This window comes from Rhizobium sp. L43 (assembly GCF_002531725.1).
In the GTDB taxonomy this organism is placed as follows: domain Bacteria; phylum Pseudomonadota; class Alphaproteobacteria; order Rhizobiales; family Rhizobiaceae; genus Rhizobium.
In genome coordinates this window covers 21,848-39,815 of the sequence record NZ_NWSQ01000015.1, presented here as the reverse complement: position 1 = coordinate 39,815, position 17,968 = coordinate 21,848, and the positions used below count along the sequence as shown (strand labels likewise).

Genomic DNA, 17,968 nt, shown 5'->3' with positions numbered 1-17,968 from the left:
GTGCCCGTGGCGTCGGGCTGATCCGACGCCACGGCTGCCGGCTGCCGCCTCACGCGGCGACCCGAGCCCTGCTTTCCACTCCGTCAACGAGTTGGCCGATGTCCATCAAACGCAAGCCCAATCTTTCCGCGACCATCGCCCTACTGCCGACATGGTTCGTCGCGGTCGTGGTCTTCATCGGCACCATGGCCTGGTCGATCCGCCTGTCCTTCACCAATTCCACGCTTTTTCCGTCCTCGACCTATGTCGGCTTGGCGCAATATTCGAAGCTCTTCTCTTCCGCCAAGTGGCTGGCCTCGCTGCAAAACGTGTTGATCTTCGGCGTCCTATACGTCGCAGGCTGTTTGCTGCTGGGCTTCCTGCTGGCGGCGGCGCTGGACCGCAAGATCCGCTTCGAAAGCGCCTTCAGGACCATATTCCTCTATCCCTACGCCATGTCCTTCGTGGTGACCGGGCTGATCTGGCAATGGATGCTCAATCCGACGCTCGGCATCCAGGCGAGCGTGCGTTCGCTCGGCTGGGAAAGCTTCGTCCTCGACTGGGTGGTCAATCGCGACATGGCGATCTATGCCCTGGTGCTTGCCGGCGTGTGGCAGGGCGCGGGGCTCGTCATGGTCATTGCGCTCGCCGGCATGCGCGGCATCGAAGCCGAGCAATGGAAGGCGGCGCGGATCGACGGTATTCCGGTCTGGCGGATCTATGTCTCGATCATCCTGCCGCAGCTCGGGCCGGCGCTGGCCGCGGCCGGCATGCTGCTCGCCATGGGCGTAATCAAGACCTATGACATCGTCGTCGCCATGACCAATGGCGGCCCCGGCAATGCGACGGAGGTGCCGGCGAAATTCATCATGGACAATCTGTTCGGGCGCCAGAACCTCGGCCTTGCCACGGCCGGCGCGACGGTGCTGGTTCTCGGCGTGATCGTCGCCGTCGCTCCCTTCCGCTATGCGATGCACATGCGTGGCAAAGCAAAGGGGGCTGCGTGATGACCCGCCGGCATCCGAACGGTCCGAAGCCGGCGCGGATCACCGCCGGGCGCATCGGCCTCTATGCCTTCCTGGTCGTCGCCGCACTTTTCTTTCTTCTGCCGCTCTACACCATGGTCGTCACCTCGCTGAAGTCCATGGACGAAATCCGGCTGGGGCAGATCTTCGCCCTTCCGGCGACGGTCGATTTCTCCGCCTGGGTGACCGCCTGGTCGGGCGCCTGCATGGGAACCGTCTGCGTCGGCATTCGCAGTGGCTTCTGGAATTCGGTGGCGATCACCCTTCCCTCGGTCGCGCTCTCGGTTTTCGCAGGCGCCGTCAACGGCTATGCGCTGTCGCTTTGGCGGCCCCGCGGGGCAAACCTGCTCTTCGGCCTGCTGATGGCCGGCGGCCTCATCCCTTACCAGATCTTCCTCTATCCGATGGTCCGGGCGATGGCGAATATCGATCTCTACAATTCGCTGGCCGGCATCATCCTCGTCCATGTCATCTTCGGCCTGCCGCTGGTGACGCTGCTCTTCCGCAACTATTTCGTCAGCGTGCCGGAGGAGCTCTGCAAGGCGGCACGCGTCGACGGCGCGGGCTTCTGGCGCATCTTTTTCGAGATCATGCTGCCGATCGCCGTGCCGATGGTCGTGGTGGTCTCGATGCTGCAATTCACCGGCATCTGGAACGACTTCCTGCTCGGTCTCGTCTTTGCCGGGCGCGACAACCTGCCGATGACCGTGCAGCTCAACAATATCGTCAACACGACGATGGGCGAGCGCACCTACAACGTGAACATGGCGGCGACGATCCTGACCGCCATCGTTCCGCTCGCCATCTATTTCCTGTCCGGCCGCTGGTTCGTGCGCGGTATCGCGGCCGGCGCAGTCAAGGGGTAACGCTTCCATGCAATCTGCCGTCTCCGTCAAGGACCTGAAGATCGCCTATGGCGACCATACGGTGATCGAGAAGATGTCGATCGACATCGCACCGCGCGAATTCCTGGTGCTGCTCGGCCCTTCCGGCTGCGGCAAGTCCACGCTTTTGAACGCCATTGCCGGCCTGCAGGACATTACATCGGGCGAAGTCTGGATCTCCGACAAGAACGTCAGCTGGGAGGAGCCGAAGGATCGCGGCATCGGCATGGTCTTCCAGTCCTATGCGCTCTATCCGCGCATGTCGGTCCGCAAGAACCTCTCCTTCGGCCTTCGCGTCGCCGGCCTGCCGAAGGCCGAGATCGAGGCGCGGGTTGCCCGCACCGCCGCCCTTCTTCATCTCGACACTCTGCTCGACCGGCGCCCCGCCGCGCTGTCGGGCGGCCAGCGCCAGCGTGTCGCCATCGGCCGGGCGCTGGTGCGCGAAGTCGATGTCTTCCTGTTCGACGAGCCGCTGTCGAACCTCGACGCCAAGCTGCGCAACGAATTGCGCGTCGAGATCAAGAAGCTGCATCAGCGCCTCGGCAACACGATGATCTACGTCACCCACGACCAGGTCGAGGCCCTGACGCTAGCCGACCGCATCGCCATCATGCGCGACGGCGTGATCCAGCAGCTCGCCTCGCCGGCCGAAATCTACCGCCGTCCGGCCAATCTCTTCGTCGCCGGCTTCATCGGCGCTCCGGCGATGAATTTCATCGAGGGCCGGATCGAGCCCGGCGACGGATCGCCGGTTTTCCGGGGCAACGGGCTGACCATCGATCTTTCCGCCTATTCCTTCCGCGCGGTCGCGGCGGAAGGACCGGCGACACTCGGCTTTCGCCCGGAACACCTCGTGCTCGATGGGGCCACGAGGGAGCTGCCCACCATTCCCGGCTGCGTTTCCGTCGTCGAGCCGATGGGTTCGGATGCCGTTATCTGGTTCGACTGGGCGGACCAGAGCCTCTCGCTCCGGCTGATGGGCGATGTCACCCTCGAGCCCGGCGATGCCGTCGCTCCCGGGCTCGATATCGCCAAGGCCTCCCTCTTCGGCGCCGACGGATCGCGGCTGTGAGGCGCCATCCCTTTGTTTTCCCGCAATTCCCCACGCGCTTCGCGCGGTCTTGAGGAATTGCCCCAGGACAGGATTTGAAAAGACATGTCTGAGATCGTCTATGATGCGCTGGTGATCGGCTCCGGCGCGGCGGGTTCCTTCGCGGTCAAAGAACTGACGGCGCAGGGACTGTCGGTGCTGCTGCTCGAGGCCGGCCCTGCCGTCGGGCCTGGGGATTTCGATCCGGCGCGCAAGAAAGAGCCGGCAAGCAGCATCAATATCTGGGAGCGCGCCCGCGCCACAATCAAGGGCCAGCCGATCCAGGCGCGGGCGGCGTTTTTCACCGAGCGCTTCAGCCATTTCTTCGTCAACGACCGCAAGAACCCCTATACGACGCCGAAGGGTGAGCCCTTCCTCTGGATCCGCGGCCGCCAGGGCGGCGGGCGCCTCCACAGTTTCGGCCGGGTGCTGCTGCGCTGGACCGATGACGATTTCAAGATCCGCTCGCGCCTGGGAAAGGGTGTGGACTGGCCGGTCTGCTATGACGAACTCACGCCTTTCTACGACGAGGTCGAGACCTATCTCGAGCTCTACGGCAACAAGGACAACGCGCCGACGCTGCCGGACGGTGTCTATGCGAAACCGGCAAGCCTGACGCCCGCCGAACAGGTCTTCAAGCGGGCTGTGGAAAGCCGCTGGCCGGAAAGGCACGTCGTCTCCTGGCGTTATATCGCGCCGGACGCCGACCGCATGCCGCGACCGCTGCGAGACGCTCAGGCCAGCGGCCGGCTGACCGTCCGCTACGACGCCGTCGTTCGTCGTATCACCACCGATGACAAGACCGGCCGCGCCACCGGCGCCGAGTTCATCGATCGTAATACGGGCGAGGTATCGACCGCGCGTGCCGCGACGGTGGTGCTTTCGGCCTCGCCGATCGAGAGCGTGCGACTGCTGCTGAATTCGGCGTCGGCGAGACATCCGGATGGGCTCGGCAACAGCTCGGGCGCCCTCGGCCGCTATTTCATGGACCAGCTTCCATGCCTCGCCTTCGGCTCCTTTTCGAAGGCAAAGGGTTGGGCGGTCGACGAGTCCGCGCCGACCGATCCGTTCTACAATCCGTCGGGCGGGATCTTCATTCCCCGCTTCGGCGCGGGCGACGCCGCCCGCGGCGATTTCGACTACCAGGGCAGCGTCGGCCGCGCGCCGGTCTCCGGAGACACCGATGCGCGTCTCGCCTTCTTCGGCTTCGGCCGCATGCTGCCCTATGCCGATAATCGCATCACCCTCGATGTCAGGCGCAGGGATGCGTGGAACATTCCGGTGCCGCATATCCGTTGCGTGATGCAGGAGGAGGAGCAGACGCTGCTCAGAAGGCAGGAAGAAACGCTGATTGCGATGATCAGGGAGATCGGCGGCGACCTTGAATTCATCGGCTCGCCCACCGGCCTCAAGGAAATGGGCAAGGGCGCCTTCCCCGACGCTGATGCCTTCAGCCGCTTCATGTTCCGCACATGGTTCCGCAAGACCATGTGCATGGGTGCGGCCATCCACGAGACGGGCGGCGCGCGCATGGGCGAAAGCCCGGAAGCATCGGTGCTCAATCCCTACAACCAAGTCTGGGATGCCCCGAACCTCATCGTCACTGACGCCAGCGCTTTCCCCGGCAGCGGCATCGCCGGCACCACGCTCACCGTCATGGTCCTGACGATCCGCGCCTGCCGGAATCTTGTCCAGCAGTATCGAGCAGGGCAGCTGTAGGCGCGCTCATCCGGCGCGGTGCCTGCTCCGCCGGGCGCGGGGAACGAGAGAGGCGAGTAGCCGTTTTGGTCTTCGATCAGTGGTCGTCACACAAACTTCGCACTGACATGCTCCTGTCAAAAGAAGCAAAGGGAAAAGGCCATGTCGCAATCACATCAGGACCAACTCAACCGTATAAAGGCCGAAATCGCCGACAGCTTCGATGAGGAGCTGGAAATGCAGATGGAAGAGGACCGGCTGGACGATCTGGTCGCCGAAGGAATGTCGGAACCGGCCGAGCAGACGCTCGAGCGAAAGATCTACTTCCGCGAACTTTTCCGGCTGCAGCACGAGTTGGTGCGGCTGCAGGATTGGGTTCAGCATAAGCAGCTGAAGGTGGTGGTGCTGTTCGAAGGCCGGGATTCGGCCGGCAAGGGCGGCGCGATCAAGCGCGTGACCCAGCGGCTCAATCCGCGCGTCTGTCGGACCGTCGCGCTGCCCGCCCCGACCGAGCGGGAACGTCATCAATGGTATTTCCAGCGTTATGTGCCGCATCTTCCCACAGCCGGCGAAATGGTGCTCTTCGACCGAAGCTGGTACAACCGCGCCGGCGTCGAGCGCGTGATGGGGTTCTGCACCCCTGATGAACTCGAGGAGTTCTTCCGCTCGGTGCCTGAATTCGAGCGCATGCTGGTCCGTTCCGGAATCGTGCTGATCAAATACTGGTTTTCGATCACCGACGAGGAACAGGAATTCCGCTTCAAGATGCGCATCCACGATCCGCTGAAGCAATGGAAGCTTTCACCGATGGATATGGAAAGCCGTGTCCATTGGGAGGAATATACCAAGGCCAAGGAAGAAATGCTGGCGCGCACGCACACCAAGGAAGCGCCTTGGTGGGTGGTACAGGCGGTGGACAAGAAGCGGGCGCGGCTGAATTGCATCGCCCATCTTCTTGAGCAGATTCCGTACGAGGATGTTCCGAAGCCGGAGATCGAGCTGCCGGACCGTATCCGTCATGCCGATTACAACAGGGCGCCGGTTCCGCCTGAAATGCACGTGCCGGAGCGCTATTGAAAGCGCGGCCTTGGCCAGCCCTCTGGACCATTCCCCAGCGGGCTCTAGCTTCGCTTTGAGATTCCCACTGAGGCGACAGGAGGTCGGTCATGACGAGCTTTTCGAAATTGATCGTTCGGGAGGTCGCGCTGTCGGCAGTTCTGGCGGCCGGCACGGTCATCGGCATACCCAAGCTTGTCGATCCGAATACGAGTGCCAATTATCCGTTGGCACTCGTGGTTTTTCTGGCGATGTCAGTGGCCTTCGCGGCCTATGAGCTTCTCACAAGGAAGCCATCCTGATGCTATCGTCCGACTTGAAAAGCCTTTGACGTTTTCAACGGCCGTGAGGCACGATTCCCGGTCGTATGGTCAATTCCAACCAGCATGAAATCACTCAGCTGGCGCTCCGGCAACGCCTATGCCGCGCGGGAGAGCGTGACGCCAAGCTCAGGATGCCGTCAGGCAGCGATATCCGCAATGCGGTTCAATTCCTCGACAGCATCATCCGGCAGCTGAAGTCCGGCAGCCGCGAGGTTCTCCCTGAGATGGCCGAGGGACGATGTGCCGGGGATCAGCAGGATATTCGGCGCTCGACGCAGCAGCCAGGCGAGTGCGACCTGCAGGGGCGTAGCGTCAAGGCGAGCGGCGACATCGGACAGGGTGGACGATTGCAGCGGGGTGAATCCGCCGAGCGGGAAGAACGGCACATAGGCGGTGCCGTCGCGCGCGAGATCGTCGATCAGGCGATCGTCGGCCCGGTGCGCCAGATTATACTGGTTCTGCACGCAGACGATCTCGGCAATCCCGCGCCCTTCGGCGATCTGCCTCGATGTGGCGTTGCTTAAGCCCACATGTCGGACGAGTCCTTGCTGCTGGAGATCGGCAAGCACCGTCAGGGGCGCTTCTATCGACCCCTCGGCCGGACCATGCACATCGAACATGACCCTGAGGTTGACGACGTCAAGCACATCCAGGCCGAGATTGCGGAGGTTGTCGTGGACTGCCTGTGTCAGCTCCTCCCGCGAGAAGGCCGGAATCCAGGATCCGTCGGTGCCGCGCCGCGCGCCGATCTTGGTGACGATTGTGAGATCGTCGCGATAGGGGTGGAGCGCTTCACGGATGATCCGGTTGGTGACGTGCGGACCATAGAAATCGCTGGTGTCGATGTGGTTGACGCCGCTCGCAACCCCCTCGCGCAGGACCGCCAGGGCTGCGCCATGATCCTTGGGCGGACCGAACACGCCGGGTCCGGCAAGCTGCATGGCGCCGTAGCCGAGCCGCTTCACATTGCGGCCGCCGAGATTGAAGGTCCCGGATTGATCGATGGTGGGCATGATCTCACTCCTTTCAAGAGATGAGACCAAGATAGGCGTTGTCGCCGCGTGTGATAATTAGGTACAATCTGCACGGGCTGTGCGGAGTGGCGAACAGTGAAAGCAGATCTGGGTGATCTCAACGCCTTTGTTGCCGTGGCGCGGGCTGGTGGTTTTCGCGAAGGCGCGCGTGTCAGCGGCAGCAGTGCCTCCTTTCTCAGCGAGGCGGTGCGTCGTCTGGAGGCCAAGCTCGGCGTCAGGTTGCTCAACCGCACGACACGCAGCGTCGTCCCGACCGAAGCGGGCAAGAGCTTGCTGGAGCGGCTCGGCCCTGCTCTGACCGAGGTGGAGTCCGCGCTCGACGTGGTCAACGGGTTTCGCGACCGGCCGGCCGGCTCGTTGCGGCTCAACGTGCCTGTCAGCGCGGCGCGGTTGGTGCTGCCCGCCATTATTCCCCCGTTCCTCGCCGCCTATCCCGACATTCGCCTCGAGGTGATCGCCGAAGAGAGCTTCGTCGATGTGCTGGCTGCCGGCTGCGACGCCGGCATCCGCTATGACGAGCGGCTGGAGCAGGACATGATTGCGGTGCCGATCGGGCCGCGCGTCCAGCGCTTTGCCACCGCAGCCTCCCCTGACTATCTCAACCGCCATGGCCGGCCGCAACATCCGAGCGAGCTTCTCGATCATGCCTGCCTGTTGGGCCGCTTTGCCAGCGGTGCGCTGACGTCGCCCTGGGAATTCGAGCGAGACGGCGAGGTGGTACGGGTCGAACCTTCAGGACCATTGATCGTCAGGGTCGGCGGGGCGACCGATCTTACCGTCGACGCAGCGATAGCGGGTACAGGGATCATCTGCGTTTTCGAGGACTGGCTGCGCCCGCATCTCGACAGCGGCGCCCTCGAGCCGATCCTCGAACCGTGGTGGCAGCGCTTTTCCGGGCCGTTCCTCTATTATCCGGGACGACGCCTGGTGCCTGCGCCGCTCCGGGCCTTCGTCGACTTCATCAAGGCATCGGCAAACCAGGCTTGAGGTTTGCGGGCTGGAGCCATGCCTCTGACCTTCGTTGAGCGCTTCTATGCGTCAAAACTTGACCTCGGCATTGTCGCCCATATCAGGCTTGCTGTTGGAGACCGAGGAGTGTCTTGTCGGCTAGAGGAAACAAGATCCGTCTCACCGTCCCGTTCACTGCGCTCATTCTTCAATGGACGCTTGGGGTTTGCATCACCATTGCGAAGTCTTCGGCGACCAGTTCACTGACGGCGATGAGGATCTCCTCGCGGGAAAAGCCCGATGTCAAAGCACTTTGGATCAGATCCTGCAGATCCGGCTCCACGACATCGCGGCAATCCTCGAGGCGTTCTTCCGAAACGGTGAGGCTATTGAGTTCGTCCATTGTCTGTCCTTTCACGGGATGTAACCGCCGAGGCCCGGGGGAAGGCCGGTGGGGATGGGCTGTCAACGGATAGGCGCCGCCCGCTTCGGTCCGGCGATCAGGCCTTCGCGCTGCATCTTCTTGCGTGCAGCCTTGCGCTGCCGACTGATCGCCTGCGCCTTTTCCCTGACGCGTCGTTCGGACGGCTTCTCATAAGCGCGCCGTTCCTTCATTTCACGGAACAGCCCTTCGCGCTGCATTTTCTTTTTCAAGACCCTGAGTGCTTGATCGACGTTATTGTCTCTGACGAGTACCTGCATTTCGAGTTCTCCTTGTTTGGATGGTGCGCGCCAATCGCGCTCAGCCGAGCTGCTCGGCGATCAGAGCCTGCAATTCGCGGCGCGTGAGAAGGCAGGGGGACGGCTTCCAGGTCCGGGCAGTGTCGCGGACAACCTCGTCACTCCTGCGTGAGTTTGCCGCCGCAACCGCGGTGGCTGTATGTATGTTGTTCAAAAAGAATTCCTTTGCCGGCCGCGGCCGGCTTCATCGATTGTTGGTGGGATCGCCATCACGCTAACGCGTTGACTCTACGCATCATGCTTTCCGAAGATCGATTCCGATTTTCGGGCCGATGCGCCAGGTGCGCGCCGATGCATAAGCGCCTCAATCAAGCCGGCAACGGCTTCGATTTCGTTTGGATCGGGCATATCGGCAACATAGGTATCGGCGGCTGCGATTGCAACGGATGGCCTAGACGGCGGGGCGTCGGCATCCCCAATCGCCCTAAGATATACTTGGTACGATTTTATTCAAGTTATCCGGGTGTAGTCTGGGCCAAATTTTCTCAGATTTGGCTCAAATGTGACATTATTTCGCCGGAATGGAAGCAACGTGGAGATCAGAAACCAAATTAACCTTCTGTTAAATAGGCCATTGACTTGTAGTATTAATAGGTTGTTAAAGGAGCGGCTCGCTGAGGTCGAAATTGACCCGATGATAAACAATTTTAGGAGAGAGCGATGGCTTCGCCGATACACGCAACTGATGATAGTGCAACTTTTCAAGAAACTGACGTAATTTCCGGAAATCTGCTTTCCAACGATTCATCCGACAACGGCCACCTGTTTCTGCGCGCCTTCGACGGCGCGACCGTCGGCGCCAAGAGCGGCAACAGCCAGGTCACCGAGATTCAGGGCGACTACGGCACCTTCTTCGTCAAGCCGGACGGCAGCTACACCTATGTCCTGAGCGACGCTGCCAAGATCGGTTTCGCCAACGGCGAATCGTACCAGGAGAGGGTTTCCTACAAGATCTCCGACGGTAGCGGTCATACCGACGTCGGCGTCTTCACCCTGAACATTCAGGGCGTAACCCAGATCAAGCCGGTCGCGGTTGACGATACCTTCCACTTTACCGAAGGCAACGCTATCGGCGGCAACGTTCTGGACAACGACATTGCCGGCGACAACGGCAAGATGTTCCTCCGTCAGTTCCTGAGCACGCAGGTCGACGCCAAGGCCGACGCCGTAACCGACGTTGCCGGCACGTATGGCACGTTCCATGTCAAGTCGAACGGCGAATTCACCTACGAGCTGAACACCAATCTGGATTCGGGTCAGACCTACACGGAAGTTCTCCGTTACTACAAGATCTCCGATGGCGAAGGCCACACGGACACTGCCAAGGTGACCCTCAACATCACCGGCACGGATTTTGATGTTACCCATATTGCTTGATCAACGGCAATAAATCAGTGAAACACGACGCCCGCCGCGCAATCGGCGGGCGTTTTCGTATATTCGCTTGTTTGAGCGCAAGGTCTGACACGCCCCAATCACATTCGCGGCATAATTCTTTTTAGCTAGTTCTTATAAATGCCGGAGAACGGTAGTCTCGATGTTCGGAGGATACGCCCTTGACCGAACACATCGAACCCAGCCAAATCGAAACAGACGATCTGACGAAAGTCTGGTCCGTAACCGAGTTCTGCGCTCGTCACCGTATAGATGCCGAGCAACAAGCGCTGTTGCTCAAACTTTTCGGGCCGTTCGCGACCGCCTGCGAACTGCTGCACAATGCCAAGCGCGCGCCAAGATTCCGATGAGGCTTCCTCTCATTCTTCAATGATCTTCTCACAAATCCCGGCAAGTCACTCGCTGTCTTGCCTCTCCTTGGACTGTATGCGGAGATCCAAATCGCCATCGTCGCAATTCCATTCACGGCAATCATAAATCTAATACCACCTTCATAGGCGATGAGACCTCGGAGCTCTCTTCGAGGCCTCGCCGACCAGGTCGATTTTCCTGAATTGCTCCTCACTCTCTGCACAAAATCTGCAATCCGGCGCGGCATCTTGCTGCCATGAGCAAGAACGACATCCCGCCCCGCGTCGCCCCACCCGTCTTGCCGGATCGCCTGCGCAACGACGGATGGTGGCTGGTCGCGGCAAGCGGGCGTCAAGGCACGCCTGCCGCGGCGAACTCGGTTCACACGCTCATCCTGATCGAAAGGCCGCATCTGCGAGAGGAGCAGCAATGGACACAACCGATACCCTGACGGAACCGATGCCCATCAAACGTGGCAGCGGCCGGATTGCCGCCCTCTTTGCGCTTGTTGCGCTTGCCGATTTTCTGATCTTCGGCCACGCGCCCGGGATAAACCTGTTTCTCTTTGCCTTCGCCGTCTGTGGCGGCATTCTGCTCTCGGCTCGGAAGAAGCCATCTGCTTTGACGGCGGCTTTCCTGCTGGTTTTTTTGTTCCTGGCTTCGGCACCCTTGGTGGAGGCGCCCTCGTTGACAGGCTTTGCCCTTTGCCTCGGCGCGCTGATGGCGATTGCTCTGGTCAGCGCCAAGCTCGTGCCCCGTCGCCTCACCGGCCTCCCCCGGGTGTTTTTTCGCTTCGCCCTCGTCATCCCCCTGCGGCTTGCCGAAGATTGCTGGAAATATCTTGCGACGCCGGCCAAACGTTTCTCCTTTGTCGGGTTCCGCCAAAGCGTCGGCCTTTGGGTCATGCCGCTCGTTCTCGCGGCGGTCTTCGTGTCTCTCTTTGCTGCAGCGAACCCGCTTATCGAGAGTGCGCTGCGCAGCATGCGCTTTGCCGTTCTGCTGCAGTTTCTCGATCTTTGGCGGATCGGTTTCTGGATGATGATCACCGTTGCGGTCTGGGCGATGCTGCGGCCGCGCCTGAAGCGTCGCGCTGCGAGGTCGCAGGCCGACAGGGCCTTCATGATCGTGCCCGTCAGAAATGCGCCACTCGGCCATGCCTCGCTGCTGCGCTCGCTGATCCTGTTCAATGCGGTCTTTGCCGTCCAGACGCTTCTCGATCTCGTCTATCTCTGGGGCGGTGCGGATCTGCCCGATCACATCAGTCATGCCGAATATGCTCATCGCGGCGCCTATCCCCTGATTGCGACAGCGCTTCTTGCCGCCGGTTTCGTCCTTCTCGCCATGCGGCGCGGCGGGCGTGGCGATCATAGCGCGCTGATCCGCGGCCTCGTCCACGCCTGGATCGGTCAGAACATTCTTCTCTGCCTGTCGTCGATGCTGCGGCTCGACCTTTATGTCGGGGCCTATTCGCTGACGGAATTGCGTGTCGCCGCCGGTGTCTGGATGGGCATCGTCGCCATCGGCCTTGTTCTGATCCTGCTGCGCATCCTGCTCAACCGTTCTAACGAGTGGCTGGTCGCCATGAACCTCGCTTCCCTCGTTACGGTTCTCTATATCAGCGCCGTCATCGATTTCCCGGCTGTGATCGCTCGCTTCAATGTCGTCCACAGCCAGGAAATCAACCAGGACGGTCCGCCGCTCGACCTTTCTTACCTCGCCTCGCTCGGTCCTTCGGTCATTCCGGCGCTCGATCTCTATCTCCAGATGTTGCCGGATCACCTGGTCGACAAGAGGAATCAAGCGCTGGAAATTCGATATGATCTCGTCAGGGATTTTGAGCGGCGTCCGCGCGACTGGCGGAACTGGACCTTCCGCGCGGCGCGGTTGGAGACTCACCTTCTGCCTCCCGCAGCCATTGCAAGATAGAACGAGAACGATAACAACAGGCACGACCAACAACGCAGGACCGGTGATGGCGCCCCGCATTCTCGTCGTCGATGACGAACCTCACATCCGCGATGTGATCTGCTTTGCCCTTGAACGCGCCGGCCTGACATCCACGGTCGCCCGGAACGGCACCGAGGCGATGACGGCCTTTCGGCGCGGCAATATCGATCTGATCGTTCTCGATATCGGCATGCCGGATATGGATGGTCTGGAGGTCTGCCGCCAGATTCGCAAGATGTCGGGATTGCCGATCCTGTTTCTTTCGGCGCGCGATGAGGAGATCGACAAGGTGTTGGGTCTCGAAATCGGCGGGGACGATTATGTCACCAAACCCTTCAGCCCGCGCGAACTCGTGGCCAGGGTCAAGACGATCTTGAAGCGCAGCGGCAATGGAGCAGAGCCTGAGAGACGTCACACCACCCTCGTTGCCGGCGCGCTCAGCCTGGATCGCCGCGGCAGGACAGTCACCTTTCGCGATGGCGAGATCGCAATGACGGCGCTCGAATTCGCCATTCTGGACGCATTGTTGTCACGCCCCGATATGGTCTTCAGTCGCGAGCAGCTGATGGAAGCGGCCTATGGCGCCGGCACCTATGTCGCTGACCGGACGATCGACAGCCATATCCGCAACATCAGGGCCAAGTTTCTGGCGGCCGGCGGCCAAGGGATCATAGCAACCGTTCACGGCATCGGCTTCAAGCTCGGCACCGAAATCGGGAGGAAGGCCTGATGCCGGCACCGAAGGTCAGGACGAAATGGCGGCCGACGCTGGCGCTGATCGTCTATGCCGTGCTTCTCGCCGTCATGGCGCTGCCGATCCTGATCGTCATCTGGTTTCGTGCCGTGGAGGTGAGTTCGAACCGAATGGCGCCGGCGGAAATCGGCGCTCTTGCCGTCGTCTTCATATTGACGCTCGGCGTTGCCTATGTGCTGACGCGCACCATCACCGGCCCGATTGACGCCTTGATCGCCCGCGCGGAAGAGATCGCCCGTGGTGGCAAAGCGGCGATCCGGCCGCTTGAAAGCCATGGGACGCGGGAGATCGCGGTCCTATCGCAAAGCTTCCTCGATCTTGCCGGGAAACTGGTCGATCGCACCGAGTATATCAGATCCTTTGCCGTCCATGTCTCCCACGAACTGAAATCGCCGCTGACGGCCATCCGGGGTGCGGCAGAGCTCTTGCGCGACGATGACGCCGAGAGGCCGATGACGACGGCAGAGCGTTTGCATTTCCTCGATAATATCGTTGCCGATGCGGTCCGGCTCGATGCATTGTTGCAGCGTCTGAGGGATCTTGCCCAGGCGGAGATGCCGGTGGCGGAGGGCAACAGCAGCGTTACCGACATCATATCCGCACTGCGCCTGCGATTTCCCGCGCTCGGTATTTCGGTGCGCGGCGATACGGAAATATCGGTTGCTCTTTCCCAGGAGGCGGCTGGTATCGTCTTTGCCAATCTTGCCGAAAATGCCGTTCAGCACGGCGCCACGGCCTTGGAACTCACCATGTCATCAGACGTCCGGACAGCCGTCATTCTCGTTCGCGATAACGGCCGCGGTATTTCCGAGGCAAACCGCGAACGGGTCTTTCAGCCGTTCTTCTCCACCCGCCGCGAACAGGGCGGTACCGGCATGGGTCTCGGTATCGTCCGCGCCATGCTGGGCTCACATGGCGGTACGATCCGCTTGCTGCAGACGACCGGCGCCGGCACCGCGTTCGAAATCACCATACCCGTTCAGCTCTCAAAGGGTTGAGAGCTTGTGGCTTGAGATGGGGGCGGCAACAAACCGCCCTCCCCTACCCCGCGCCTTACCGCGTCGTATAACCGCCATCGATAACAAGCACTTCGCCGGTGACATAGCTTGCTGCCGCCGAGCAGAGAAACAGTGCAGCGCCGGCCACTTCCTCCGGCTGCCCGACGCGTCCCATCGGGGTCATGCTGCGCCAGGTCGGGAACCAGTCTGGATTGTCGATGCCACCGCGTGATAGATCGGTCTCGATGTAACCGGGGGCGATGGCGTTGACGCGGATATTTTCGGCGGCAACCTCGCTGGCGAGGCTCTTCGTCATCATATGGACGGCCGCCTTGGAGGTGTTATAGGCGACCTGGTTCTGCGGAATGTTGGAGACGATGCCCGACATCGAGCCGATATTGAGGATAACGCCGCCGCCCTGGCGCCGCATGGGAGCGAGTGCGGCGCGGCAGGCGCGGAAGACGGCATCGACATTGACGGTCATGATCTCGCGCCAGATGGCATCGGAAAATTCGCCGCTGTCTCCATGAATGGCGATGCCGGCATTGTTGACGAGGATGTCGAGCCGGCCCGCTCGCGAAAGGGTTTCGCTGACGAGCTCGTCGGCAGCGCTTTCCTTCGTGAGGTCGGCGGCGATGAAATCCCAAGCGATGCCGGCCTTGGCGAGCCGATCTTCCGCCGCCGCATTGCGGGCCCGGCCCGTGATGATGACCTTGGCGCCTGCCTCGCCGAGCGCCTCGGCGATCGCTAGCCCGATGCCGCGCGTGCCGCCGGTCACCAGCGCCACCTGTCCGTTTAGGCGAAATCTGTCGAAGATCATGTTCTCTTCCTTTCGAGTGGCTTTCGCACTTTCGTCAGATGTCGGCGCTCTGCGGCAGGATGACGAGATCGCGGATCGTGATGTTGCGTGGCCGCGTCAGCATGAAGAGCACCGCTTCGGCCACTTCGTCCGCCTCCATCAGGCCGCCTGCTGCGAGCGCCTCATCCAGCTTTTCCTGCGGCCAGTCGCTGAGAAGGGCGGTGACGACGGGGCCTGGAGCGATGGCGCCGACCCGCAGGCCGTGTTTGGCCACCTGCCGTCTCAGCGTATGGACGAACGCCTGAACCGCATGCTTGGAGGCTGTGTAGATCGGCTCCCAGACGACCGGGACCATGCCGGCGACGGAACTCGTCAGGATGATATCGCCGGTTTTGCGTTCGACCATATGCGGCAGGACGGCATGCACCGACCGGAAGGCGGCGTTAACGTTCAGATTGAGCATCCGATCCCAGGCGTCGGGGTCGCCGCCCAACACCTCGCCGCCGATATAGGAGCCGGCATTGGCGTGGAAGATATCCAGCTGGCCGGCTTTTTCCAGGATCTGCGGCATCATCTCTTCGACGCTCTTCGGATCGGTGAGATCGATGATCAGTGGAATGGCGTTGGCACCCAGTTTCGAGCAAATTTCCCGCAACGCTTCCTCATTGCGGTCGACCAGCACGACCCGGGCGCCGGCGGCAAGCAAAGCCTTGGCGCATTCCAGGCCGATACCCGACGCCGCTCCGGTGACGGCCGCGACTTTTCCAGACAGATCCTGTCCCATTTTCTTCCTCTGCTTTCCCTTGATTTAGGCCCGGCCGTGCGAAATCCGCGATCGGCGCGCCAGCGAGTCGACGATGACGGCAACGGCAAGGACGGCGCCGGTGATCATGTATCGAAGCGACGACGACAGATCGAGAAGCGTCAGCCCGCTGGCGATCGACTGGATGACGATGATGCCGAGAAGGGCCGAATAGGCGCTGCCCCGCCCGCCGAACAGGCTCGTGCCGCCGATGACCGCTGCGGCGATGGCGTTGAGATTGACGTCGCCGGTGCCGGCCTGCTGGCTTGCGGTCGCGAGCCGCGCGGCCGAAAGCACGCCGCCGGTCGCCGCAAGCAGGGCACAGGTGACAAAGGCGCTCGCATAGATGCGCGACACGTTGATGCCCGAGCGGCGGGCGGCCTCCCTGTTGCCGCCGACGGCATGCATGGAGCGTCCCCATTTGGTGCGCGTCAGCCCATAGTTCATGGCGGCGACGAGCCCGACGAAGAGGCCGAACATCCAGGGGATGCCACGCGACTGGTTGAGATAGAAAGCAACCGCCTCCAGGGCGACCGTGATGACGACGGCATGGAGACACAGGCCGCCGACCGATTTCGACGACAGGCCGGCTGCCCGCCTGCGCGCCGAGGTGCGGTAGCTCGCGAGGAAGAAGGCAATGCCGGCAAGCGCCACCAGCAGATAGGCGACCGGGTCCGGCATGACCATGATCTGGCCGAAGTTCACCAGCCAGGAGCCATAGGGGAGATTGATCGAACCGGTCGCGCCCAGAATATAGAGCTGCAGGCCGAGAACCGCGAGCAGCCCTGACAGGGTGGAGACGAAGCTCGGCATGCCGAAGCGGTTGAACAGGAAGGCATAGAGCGCGCCGATCAGGGCGCCGACGATCATCGCGGCGAGGACCGCCAGGATGACCGGCCAACCCTGGTTGACCCAGAAGACACCGGTGAGTGCCGAGGCGAAACCGCTGACCGAGCCGACGGAAAGATCGATCTCACCGACCATCAGGATGCAGACGATGCCGAGCGAGATGACGCCGACCGTCGAGCAGTCGAACAGCATGTTGACGAGATTGGCGCTGGAGAGAAACACCGGATTGAGCGCCTGGAACACGGTCCAGATGATCGCCAGGCCGACGATGACCGGCAGCGAGCCGAGGTCGCCGGAGCGGATTCGATCCCAAAAGGCGCGGATCGAGCCGGCAAGGCTATCGTCATGGCGCACTCTTTCGTCACGCCGGTCGAGGAGTGCAGGTGCCGCAGGTTCATTTTGCAAGGTCTTCATCATGCCCTGCCCTCCTCATTCTCTTGGCTTTGCGCCTTGCGGCGCATGGCGCGGCGGGAGACGGAATTGTTGGATGCGCCGGTGATCGCGCTGACCAGCTCTTCGTTGGAGGCATCGGGCACGAAAATGCCATTATTGCGCCCGAGCCGAAGGACGACGATGCGGTCGGCGACCGCGCGCACATCCTCCATATTGTGGCTGATCATGATGACGGCGAGGCCGCGTGAGCGCACGCGCTCAATCAGATCCAGCACCTCGGCGGTCTGGGCAACACCAAGGGCTGCTGTGGGCTCATCCAGCATGATCAGTTTCGGCGCGAGGAGCAGCGACCGGGCGATCGCCACGGTCTGGCGCTGCCCGCCGGAGAGCGAGGCGACGGGCTCACGCACGCTTGGGATTCGGGCCGAAAGCTCGTTCAGCAGCTTCCAGGCGCGGATCTCCATGGCGACCTCGTCGAGCTGGAAAGGATTGAGCTCCTTGCCGAGAAAGATATTGGCGACGACGTCGAGATTTTCGCAAAGTGCCAGATCCTGGAAGACGGTGGCAATGCCGAGGTCGAGGGCGGCACTCGGGCTTGAGAGATTTGCCTGTTTGCCCTCGAACAGGATCGTGCCCGAGCTCGGCTGATGCACGCCGGCCAGGATCTTGACCAGCGTCGATTTGCCGGCGCCATTGTCGCCGACCAGCGCCACGACCTCGCCGGCATGCACGTCGAGGTCGATATCGGTGAGCGCCGACACGGCCCCGAAGTTCTTCGATATTCCGCGCAGGCTGAGGACAGGCTGGCGGGAGCCGTCAAGAATATGAGAGGTGTCAGACATCGCCTGGCCTTTCGGAAAGAAGCAAAAACCGGAAGCGCGACCGGCGATCCGGCCGCGCTT

General features: G+C 61.8%; 20 protein-coding genes. 13 read left to right on the top strand and 7 right to left on the bottom strand.

Annotated features, from left to right (window positions below; genetic code table 11):
• The first annotated feature begins 98 nt into the window (after positions 1-98).
• The 6 genes from CO667_RS20220 to CO667_RS20195 all read left to right on the top strand — a co-directional run bounded on the left by CO667_RS20220 (position 99) and on the right by CO667_RS20195 (position 6,034).
• Positions 99-986 carry a sugar ABC transporter permease gene (locus CO667_RS20220; protein ID WP_097620049.1) on the top strand — a complete coding sequence of 296 codons (888 nt, stop codon included), beginning with the start codon at positions 99-101 and terminating at the stop codon, positions 984-986.
• Positions 986-1,870, top strand: coding sequence for a carbohydrate ABC transporter permease (locus tag CO667_RS20215; RefSeq protein WP_097620048.1), 885 nt, complete (start codon positions 986-988; stop codon positions 1,868-1,870). The genes CO667_RS20220 and CO667_RS20215 overlap by 1 nt, the downstream gene beginning before the upstream one ends.
• Positions 1,871-1,877: 7 nt before the next feature.
• Positions 1,878-2,960: an ABC transporter ATP-binding protein gene (locus tag CO667_RS20210; protein WP_097620047.1), complete on the top strand. Its 1,083-nt coding sequence runs from the start codon at positions 1,878-1,880 to the stop codon at positions 2,958-2,960.
• 84 nt (positions 2,961-3,044) lie between these two features.
• The gene (locus tag CO667_RS20205) at positions 3,045-4,697 is read left to right on the top strand and encodes a GMC family oxidoreductase (protein WP_097620046.1); all 1,653 of its coding nucleotides are present in this window, start codon (positions 3,045-3,047) and stop codon (positions 4,695-4,697) included.
• A 141-nt stretch (positions 4,698-4,838) separates the two neighbouring features.
• Positions 4,839-5,753 (top strand): polyphosphate kinase 2, encoded by a 915-nt coding sequence (gene ppk2 / locus CO667_RS20200; protein WP_097620045.1) that lies wholly within the window; start codon positions 4,839-4,841, stop codon positions 5,751-5,753.
• Between the two features lie 89 nt (positions 5,754-5,842).
• Positions 5,843-6,034 (top strand): hypothetical protein, encoded by a 192-nt coding sequence (locus CO667_RS20195; protein WP_097620044.1) that lies wholly within the window; start codon positions 5,843-5,845, stop codon positions 6,032-6,034.
• A gap of 158 nt (positions 6,035-6,192) precedes the next feature.
• Here the strand turns inward: CO667_RS20195 and CO667_RS20190 are convergent, their stop codons facing one another.
• The gene (locus CO667_RS20190) at positions 6,193-7,068 is read right to left on the bottom strand and encodes an aldo/keto reductase family oxidoreductase (protein ID WP_097620043.1); all 876 of its coding nucleotides are present in this window, start codon (positions 7,066-7,068) and stop codon (positions 6,193-6,195) included.
• A gap of 96 nt (positions 7,069-7,164) precedes the next feature.
• Here CO667_RS20190 and CO667_RS20185 point away from each other — a divergent pair, with 96 nt between their 5' ends.
• On the top strand, positions 7,165-8,076 hold the full coding sequence (locus CO667_RS20185) for a LysR family transcriptional regulator (protein WP_097620042.1): 912 nt from the start codon (positions 7,165-7,167) through the stop codon (positions 8,074-8,076).
• Between the two features lie 169 nt (positions 8,077-8,245).
• On the opposite strand, the gene CO667_RS20180 is transcribed toward CO667_RS20185, so the two are convergent.
• Positions 8,246-8,440: a hypothetical protein gene (locus CO667_RS20180; protein WP_097620041.1), complete on the bottom strand. Its 195-nt coding sequence runs from the start codon at positions 8,438-8,440 to the stop codon at positions 8,246-8,248.
• Positions 8,441-8,502: 62 nt separating this feature from the next.
• The gene (gene rpsU / locus CO667_RS20175; RefSeq protein ID WP_097620040.1) at positions 8,503-8,739 is read right to left on the bottom strand and encodes a 30S ribosomal protein S21; all 237 of its coding nucleotides are present in this window, start codon (positions 8,737-8,739) and stop codon (positions 8,503-8,505) included.
• A 699-nt stretch (positions 8,740-9,438) separates the two neighbouring features.
• Here rpsU and CO667_RS20170 point away from each other — a divergent pair.
• From CO667_RS20170 to CO667_RS20145, 6 genes are all read left to right on the top strand, one after another.
• The gene (locus CO667_RS20170) at positions 9,439-10,155 is read left to right on the top strand and encodes an Ig-like domain-containing protein (RefSeq protein WP_097620039.1); all 717 of its coding nucleotides are present in this window, start codon (positions 9,439-9,441) and stop codon (positions 10,153-10,155) included.
• A 179-nt stretch (positions 10,156-10,334) separates the two neighbouring features.
• Positions 10,335-10,523, top strand: a complete 189-nt coding sequence (locus CO667_RS20165) for a hypothetical protein (protein ID WP_028757536.1) — start codon at positions 10,335-10,337, stop codon at positions 10,521-10,523.
• Between the two features lie 257 nt (positions 10,524-10,780).
• Positions 10,781-10,975 (top strand): hypothetical protein, encoded by a 195-nt coding sequence (locus CO667_RS20160; RefSeq protein WP_097620038.1) that lies wholly within the window; start codon positions 10,781-10,783, stop codon positions 10,973-10,975.
• Complete coding sequence (locus CO667_RS20155) at positions 10,954-12,450, top strand: DUF4173 domain-containing protein (protein WP_097620037.1); 1,497 nt, start codon at positions 10,954-10,956, stop codon at positions 12,448-12,450. The genes CO667_RS20160 and CO667_RS20155 overlap by 22 nt, the downstream gene beginning before the upstream one ends.
• A gap of 46 nt (positions 12,451-12,496) precedes the next feature.
• Positions 12,497-13,201 (top strand): response regulator, encoded by a 705-nt coding sequence (locus CO667_RS20150; RefSeq protein WP_097620036.1) that lies wholly within the window; start codon positions 12,497-12,499, stop codon positions 13,199-13,201.
• Complete coding sequence (locus CO667_RS20145) at positions 13,201-14,223, top strand: HAMP domain-containing sensor histidine kinase (RefSeq protein ID WP_097620035.1); 1,023 nt, start codon at positions 13,201-13,203, stop codon at positions 14,221-14,223. Before CO667_RS20150 ends, CO667_RS20145 begins: the two co-directional genes overlap by 1 nt.
• Before the next feature lie 55 nt (positions 14,224-14,278).
• Here CO667_RS20145 and CO667_RS20140 read toward each other — a convergent pair whose 3' ends face one another.
• The 4 genes from CO667_RS20140 to CO667_RS20125 are packed head-to-tail and all read right to left on the bottom strand — an operon-like array spanning position 14,279 to position 17,908.
• Positions 14,279-15,043: an SDR family NAD(P)-dependent oxidoreductase gene (locus CO667_RS20140; protein WP_097620034.1), complete on the bottom strand. Its 765-nt coding sequence runs from the start codon at positions 15,041-15,043 to the stop codon at positions 14,279-14,281.
• 34 nt (positions 15,044-15,077) lie between these two features.
• On the bottom strand, positions 15,078-15,806 hold the full coding sequence (locus CO667_RS20135) for an SDR family oxidoreductase (protein WP_097620033.1): 729 nt from the start codon (positions 15,804-15,806) through the stop codon (positions 15,078-15,080).
• A gap of 24 nt (positions 15,807-15,830) precedes the next feature.
• Positions 15,831-17,090, bottom strand: a complete 1,260-nt coding sequence (locus CO667_RS20130; RefSeq protein ID WP_097620032.1) for an ABC transporter permease — start codon at positions 17,088-17,090, stop codon at positions 15,831-15,833.
• Positions 17,087-17,908 (bottom strand): ATP-binding cassette domain-containing protein, encoded by an 822-nt coding sequence (locus CO667_RS20125; protein WP_097620031.1) that lies wholly within the window; start codon positions 17,906-17,908, stop codon positions 17,087-17,089. Before CO667_RS20125 ends, CO667_RS20130 begins: the two co-directional genes overlap by 4 nt.
• Positions 17,909-17,968: the final 60 nt, after the last annotated feature.

Bases quoted from the DNA above. Each gene is read 5' to 3' on its own strand.
- CO667_RS20220 (WP_097620049.1), top strand. From the start codon at position 99: ATGTCCATCAAACGCAAGCCCAATCTTTCCGCGACCATCGCCCTACTG.
- CO667_RS20215 (WP_097620048.1), top strand. From the start codon at position 986: ATGACCCGCCGGCATCCGAACGGTCCGAAGCCGGCGCGGATCACCGCC.
- CO667_RS20210 (WP_097620047.1), top strand. From the start codon at position 1,878: ATGCAATCTGCCGTCTCCGTCAAGGACCTGAAGATCGCCTATGGCGAC.
- CO667_RS20205 (WP_097620046.1), top strand. From the start codon at position 3,045: ATGTCTGAGATCGTCTATGATGCGCTGGTGATCGGCTCCGGCGCGGCG.
- ppk2 (WP_097620045.1), top strand. From the start codon at position 4,839: ATGTCGCAATCACATCAGGACCAACTCAACCGTATAAAGGCCGAAATC.
- CO667_RS20195 (WP_097620044.1), top strand. From the start codon at position 5,843: ATGACGAGCTTTTCGAAATTGATCGTTCGGGAGGTCGCGCTGTCGGCA.
- CO667_RS20190 (WP_097620043.1), bottom strand. From the start codon at position 7,068: ATGCCCACCATCGATCAATCCGGGACCTTCAATCTCGGCGGCCGCAAT.
- CO667_RS20180 (WP_097620041.1), bottom strand. From the start codon at position 8,440: ATGGACGAACTCAATAGCCTCACCGTTTCGGAAGAACGCCTCGAGGAT.
- rpsU (WP_097620040.1), bottom strand. From the start codon at position 8,739: ATGCAGGTACTCGTCAGAGACAATAACGTCGATCAAGCACTCAGGGTC.
- CO667_RS20170 (WP_097620039.1), top strand. From the start codon at position 9,439: ATGGCTTCGCCGATACACGCAACTGATGATAGTGCAACTTTTCAAGAA.
- CO667_RS20160 (WP_097620038.1), top strand. From the start codon at position 10,781: ATGAGCAAGAACGACATCCCGCCCCGCGTCGCCCCACCCGTCTTGCCG.
- CO667_RS20155 (WP_097620037.1), top strand. From the start codon at position 10,954: ATGGACACAACCGATACCCTGACGGAACCGATGCCCATCAAACGTGGC.
- CO667_RS20150 (WP_097620036.1), top strand. From the start codon at position 12,497: ATGGCGCCCCGCATTCTCGTCGTCGATGACGAACCTCACATCCGCGAT.
- CO667_RS20145 (WP_097620035.1), top strand. From the start codon at position 13,201: ATGCCGGCACCGAAGGTCAGGACGAAATGGCGGCCGACGCTGGCGCTG.
- CO667_RS20140 (WP_097620034.1), bottom strand. From the start codon at position 15,043: ATGATCTTCGACAGATTTCGCCTAAACGGACAGGTGGCGCTGGTGACC.
- CO667_RS20135 (WP_097620033.1), bottom strand. From the start codon at position 15,806: ATGGGACAGGATCTGTCTGGAAAAGTCGCGGCCGTCACCGGAGCGGCG.
- CO667_RS20130 (WP_097620032.1), bottom strand. From the start codon at position 17,090: ATGATGAAGACCTTGCAAAATGAACCTGCGGCACCTGCACTCCTCGAC.
- CO667_RS20125 (WP_097620031.1), bottom strand. From the start codon at position 17,908: ATGTCTGACACCTCTCATATTCTTGACGGCTCCCGCCAGCCTGTCCTC.